Annotated in this window: 1 protein-coding gene and 2 pseudogenes; 2 read left to right on the top strand and 1 reads right to left on the bottom strand. The window is 71.1% G+C overall.

What is annotated here, in order from left to right; genetic code table 11:
* Positions 1 to 94, top strand: a pseudogene (locus tag AB0I76_RS29695) (orotidine 5'-phosphate decarboxylase); the annotation flags it as partial.
* Between the two features lie 5 nt (positions 95 to 99).
* Here the strand turns inward: AB0I76_RS29695 and AB0I76_RS29690 are convergent.
* Positions 100 to 231, bottom strand: a pseudogene (locus tag AB0I76_RS29690) (glycosyl transferase family 1); the annotation flags it as partial.
* Between the two features lie 343 nt (positions 232 to 574).
* On the opposite strand from AB0I76_RS29690, the gene AB0I76_RS29685 reads away from it, so the two are divergent.
* The coding region (locus tag AB0I76_RS29685) for a glycosyltransferase family 2 protein (protein WP_357042383.1) at positions 575 to 1,533 on the top strand (959 nt) is incomplete at its 3' end.

Here is a 1,533-nt window from a genome sequence, read left to right as displayed (position 1 = left end):
CTCGGCCTACCTTGATCCATCGAGTCCGCTGTATGTCGACGCGGTGACCGCCAGCCCGTACCTGGGCGTCGGTTCGCTCGCCCCGATGTTCGAACACGGGCCGAGACGCCAGTCCCGCTCGGTGTCGGTACGCGCACAGCCCAGCAGCGTGACGTCCCAGCCCGCCTCGGCGGCCGACCGGGCCGCCTTCTGCACGCGGGAGTCCCCCTCGATCCCGTTGTCCACGAGCATGACCACGCGGCCGGCACTGTTACCGGACGTGGTGCCGTCGAACTGCACGAATGGTTCTCCGATTCATCGTGTCCCGAGTCGGTGCCCGGCGAGTGTACGGCAGTTCCGGGCCGGCGAAATCGCACCCGGCTACGGCTCACGGCGCTGCGGAAAGGCGCTCTGAACAGGGCGGCAAGCATCTTATATCCGGCTGTATACGTACTGGACTCCTGTTCCTCACCCGCCTTTTCCCTGGTGCCGGTTAGGTCGTTCGTACCGCGCCGCCCCGCTTCTCCGCACCGTCCATTCCGGCCGGCAACGGGAATTCGGAACGTGGCCGCCATCAATGAGTAGGCGGAAATTCATGTCGCGTACACCTGACGTCAGCGTCGTCATCCCGACCTGCGACCGGCCGGACCTCGTCACCCGGGCCGTGCGCAGCGCGCTGGCCCAGTCGGTGCGGGAGATCGAGGTGCTCGTCGTCGTCGACGGCGCGGACGTCGACACGCAGGCGGCCCTCGCCGGGGTCGAGGATCCCCGCCTGCGCGTCCTGCCGCTGCCGGAGCGTGGTGGCGCGCCGAACGCCCGCAACGTCGGCGTCCAGGCCGCCCGGGGTCGCTGGACGGCGCTGCTGGACGACGACGACGAGTGGCTGCCCCGGAAGCTGGAGACGCAGCTGGCGCTGGCCGCGACCGCGTCGGTGCCGCTGCCGATCGTCGGCAGCCGGCTGGTCAACCGCACCCCACGGGCCGAGTTCGTGCTGCCCCGACGGCTGCCCGAGCCGGGCGAACCGATCTGCGAGTACCTCACCGTCCGGCGGGGGCTCTTCCACGGCGACGGCTTCATCCAGACGTCCACCATCATGGCGCCCACCGAGCTGCTGCGGCGCGTCCCGTTCACCGTCGGCCTGCGCCGCCAGCAGGAGCTGGACTGGACGCTGCGCGCCCTGGCCCACGACGACGTCGCGCTGCTGATCGCACCCGAGCCGCTGGTGCTGTGGCACCAGGACGAGGACCGTCCCCGAATCAGCCTCTCGTCGCCCTGGGAGGCGCAGTGGGAGTGGCTGCGGGCGAGCCGGCCGCTGCTCACCCCGAAGGCGTACGCGGCCATCGCGATGAGCATCGTCGCGTCGATGGCGGCGACGACGCGCAGCCTGACGGTGTTCCGGATGCTGCTGGCCGACGCCCGCCGCAACGGCCGTCCCAGCGCAGTCGACTACCTGACGTACCTCCAGATCTGGCTCATCACGCCGCAGCTGCGCCACGCCGTGCGGGACCGGATCCTCGACCGCCGCCGCCGCGTCGCGTCGGCGCGGCCGGCGGC

The organism is Micromonospora sp. NPDC049799, assembly GCF_040656655.1.
Classification (GTDB): Bacteria; Actinomycetota; Actinomycetes; order Mycobacteriales; family Micromonosporaceae; genus Micromonospora.
This window is presented reverse-complemented; position numbering and strand designations above follow the sequence as displayed.